Annotated in this window: 3 protein-coding genes; 2 read left to right on the top strand and 1 reads right to left on the bottom strand. The window is 73.8% G+C overall.

Annotation, left to right across the window (positions count from 1 at the left end):
• Positions 1–1,271 (bottom strand): DUF6716 putative glycosyltransferase (locus B7767_RS17160; RefSeq protein ID WP_085572957.1); only part of this gene is annotated, 1,271 nt, incomplete at its 3' end.
• Between the two features lie 198 nt (positions 1,272–1,469).
• On the opposite strand from B7767_RS17160, the gene B7767_RS17155 reads away from it, so the two are divergent.
• On the top strand, positions 1,470–2,450 hold the full coding sequence (locus B7767_RS17155) for a glycosyltransferase family 2 protein (RefSeq protein ID WP_085572956.1): 981 nt from the start codon (positions 1,470–1,472) through the stop codon (positions 2,448–2,450).
• Entirely contained in the window at positions 2,450–3,799 is a 1,350-nt protein-coding gene (locus B7767_RS17150) for a polysialyltransferase family glycosyltransferase (RefSeq protein ID WP_085572955.1), read from the top strand. Before B7767_RS17155 ends, B7767_RS17150 begins: the two co-directional genes overlap by 1 nt.
• The last annotated feature ends 43 nt before the right edge of the window (positions 3,800–3,842 follow it).

Raw genomic sequence — 3,842 nt, 5'->3', positions numbered from 1 at the left:
CCGCGCGCCGCCCGGCGCACGATCTGCCGGACCGGTCCGGGCTCCCGGTCGGCGGCGGGCGCGCCGGGCAGCGGGGTGCCGTCCGGGCCGAGGTGGTGGCGGGCGAGGATGCCGGGCAGGTAGCCGGGCGCGGTGACGGGCGTGTAGTACGGGGTGAGGGGCGGCGGTCCGCCGGGCCGGCCGAGCAGCCCGGCGATGCGTTCGCGGGCCGTGTCGAAGGCCGTCTCGTACGAGCCGTCCACCGCGACCCCCTGCCGGGCCACCCACTCCGCGTCGGGCTCCGGGCGGTGTCCCGCGTCGAGCTGGTCCCAGGAGGCGAGGCAGCCGGAGCCGACGAAGTGGTGGTTGCCGAGGGCTTCCCGGATGCCGAGGTCGGTGAGGACCACGGTGGGGACGCGGCGGTGCAGCGACTCCAGGGCGGCCGTGGAGCTGACCGTGACGAGGAGGTCGGTCCGGTCGAGGACCTCGCCCATGTGCCCGTAGACCAGGCGGAAGTTGGACGGCAGGTCCTGCCGCTGGGCGAGCTTCTGGTAGGGCAGTTCCTCGAGGTGCGTGGTGTGTTCGCCGGGCTTGGAGCGCAGCTTCAGCAGCACCTCGCGCTCGGGGTGCCGGCGGGCGTGCCGCACCAGCCGCTCCAGCAGGTACGTACGGTCCCTGCGGCTGTCCGGGACGGAGGGCTGGGCGGCGAAGACGACCGTGTAGGGCCTGCGCCCTTGCTTCGCAGAGGGGTCGTGTTCGCCCTCGTACGCGGCCCCGCCGAGGAAAGGCAGCGCGACCTCGGTCACCGAGGAGGCGTCGGCTCCCACTCCCTCGTACACGGCGCGGAAACGGTCGGCGTCCTGGCGGGAGTTGGCGAGCACCAGGTCGGCGCCGTGGCGCAGCAGCAGGCCGTCGGCGAGCTTCTCGTAGACGACACCGACGTATCCGGTGACGACGACGGGCCGCCGCGGCCGGTCCTCCCAGGCCCGCTTGAGTCCGTGCAGCATCGCCTGCACACCGCCGCCGACCAGGGCGAGCACGAGGAGGTCGTACGACTCCTCGCGCATCGCGCGCAGGAACTCGACGGCGGTGACCTCGCGGAGCGAGTCCGCGGTGACACCGACCTCGCCGAGCTGGCGGGCGGTGGGGGTGGCGCGGCCCCGCAGCAGGAATCCGTCGAGGCGGACGTCCCGCGGCGCGACGCGGTTCGCGGTGAGCGCGCCCCATTTCCACCGGGTGTCGGAATCCGCGAGGACCGCGACCCTGAGAGGCTTCGTTGCACTTGCTGGCACGTCGAAGACGCTAGGAATCGATTCCTAGGAACCGCCCAACCCGAACACAACAAACGGTTAACAGCACACCGCCGAATGACGATTCGAGCCCGTGTCGTGCCGACGGGAATCGCGGTTCACGGATTCGCCACACGTAGTTCATCCGGTATCCAGTGGACGGTCGAACCGAATGCCGGGCCGCCGCCTAACGTCGCCCGCGTGCTGAAGCTCTCCGTCATCGTGCCGTTCTACAACGTGCAGCAATACGCCCCGGACACCCTGAGGAGTCTGCGTGCGAACGCGCGTGACGACTTCGAGTTCATCCTCGTGGACGACTGTTCGCGGGACGGGACCCCGGAGATCCTCGCGCGCGCGGCGCGTGAGCTGCCGGGCGCGGTGTACGTCAGGCACGAGCACAACGGCGGGCTGGCCACCGCGCGCAACACCGGGATCGACCGGGCGCGCGGCCGGTTCCTGACGTTCCTCGACGGCGACGACTGGCTCGCGCCCGGCTACTACCCGCAGCTCGTCGCCGCGGCCGAACGGCTGGACTGCGACTTCCTGCGGACCGACCACGTCCAGTGCACGGGGCGGGCCCGCAGCATCCACCGCGTCCCGCACGGCCGCCGGGGGGTGCCGATGGCCCCGCGGGGGGCGATCCTGCCCGCCGACCGGACGACCTGCGTCGACTACCCCTACGCGTGGGCCGGTGTCTACCACCGGCGGCTGGTGGACCGGGGGCTGTTGCACTTCACGGACGGGCTGCGCACCGCGGAGGACCGGCCGTGGATCTGGAAGCTGCACCGGGAGGCGGAGTCCTTCGCCGTCGTCGGGCTGCTGGGCGTCCACTACCGCCGGGGGGTCGCCTCGTCGCTCACCCAGGTCGGGGACGTGCGGCAACTGGACTTCCTGCGGGCGTTCGACCAGGTGATCGCCGAGACGGCCGCGGACCCGGACGCCGGCACCCTGCTGCCGAAGGCCGTGCGCACGTACTGCGCCGTCATGGCCCATCACCTCGGATCGATCGAGAGGTTCGAACCCGCCGTGGCGAGGAAGCTGCGTTCCCTGACGTCCGCCGCCCTCGGACGCCTGCCGCGGACCGTCCTCACGGAGGTCCTGGACTCCATGAACGCCGAGCGGGCGGCCCCGCTGAGGCGGCTGCGCCGGCGTCCCGCGTCCGGCGGGGCGGTGGCCGCCTGATGCCCCGCACCACGCAGATCTTCTGCGCGTCGACCCTGTACGGAGCCGCCACGCTGGCGGCCGCCCTGGACGCCGGGCTCTTCGAGCCCGCCGACCGGCGCCTGCTGCTGGTCGGCAACGACGCGGCCGTCCCCGAGACCGCCCCCGCCCTCGACGCCATGCCGGGCTTCGCCCGGATCCGGGAGCGTTTCGACGGGGTGCTGTCCTGGAACGAGACCGTCGCTCCCTTCCACCCCTGCGGCTGGAGCCCCCGCGCCGACGACATCCCGATGTGGGAGCGGTACCTGCGGCTGCTGTGGGGACTCGGCGACGACGGGGTCCGGCTGGTGGTGGAGTCCGTCCACGCGGACCCGGCGCTCGCCGTGTGCCGGCTGTTCACGGACGCCCCCGTCGACGTCTACGCGGACGGCCTCATGGGCTACGGCCCCACCCCCGGCAGGCTCGACCCGCTGGTGGGCACCCGCGTCGACCGGCTGCTGCACCCCGGTCTCGTTCCGGAGCTCGCTCCGCTGCTGCTCACCGAGTTCGGCGTGCCGTCCGAGGAGGTCCCGGCCGAGGCGCTGGTGAAGGTCCTGGGCGAGCTCGCCCAGGACGGGGGTGACCTCGGCGGTGTGGCGGACGGGGCCGAGCGGCCGGCGGTGCTGCTGGGCCAGTGTCTGTCCGCGCCCGGCCTCCTCACCGGCCGCGAGGAGGAGGAGCTGTACCTGCGCATGGTGCGCGGCGCGGTGGCGCTGGGCCACCGGCGGCTGCTCCTCGTACCGCATCCGGCGTCGTCCGCGCGCCGGCCGGGCCGGCTGGTGGAGGAGGCCGGGCGGCTCGGCGCCCGGCTGACCGTGCCGGAGCGTCCCGTCCTGGCCGAGGCGGTGTTCCAGCGGGTGCGCCCCGCCCTCGTCGTCGGCTGTTTCCCGACCGCGCTGTTCACCGCGGACCGTCTGTACGGCCTTCCGGTCGCACGGGTGGGCACCGACACGCTGCTGGCCCGGCTCGCGCCCTACCAGCACGGCGACCGGGTACCGCTGACCATCGCGGACGCCCTGTTGCCCGACCTGGAGGACGCGGCGGCGGTGACCGGCCGGCGGATGCCCGCACCGGAGCGGCCGGCGGACCTGGCCGCCCTGCTCAGGGCCGTGAGCTACGTGATGCAGCCCAGGGTCCGTCCGGAGCTGCGGGCGGATGCCGAGCGCCATCTCTCCCTGCACCTCGACACCCGTACGTGGCGCTACTTCAAGCGCCGCCGCCTGACCTCGCTCGCGCTGCCGGGCGGGATCCCGGCCCGGTTGTCCTTCCTCCCGCGCAACGCGACCGTCCGACGACTCGCCCGGCGCGCCCGTGCGCTGGCCGGGCACTGACCGTCAGCCTGCCCGGACATCCGCCGAGCGGCCCGGGCACCCG

Origin of the sequence: Streptomyces sp. 13-12-16 (assembly GCF_002114215.1) — a bacterium.
Lineage (GTDB): Bacteria > Actinomycetota > Actinomycetes > Streptomycetales > Streptomycetaceae > Streptomyces.
The sequence above is the reverse complement of the archived record's forward strand: the minus strand, read 5'-3'. Positions and strand labels throughout refer to the sequence as shown.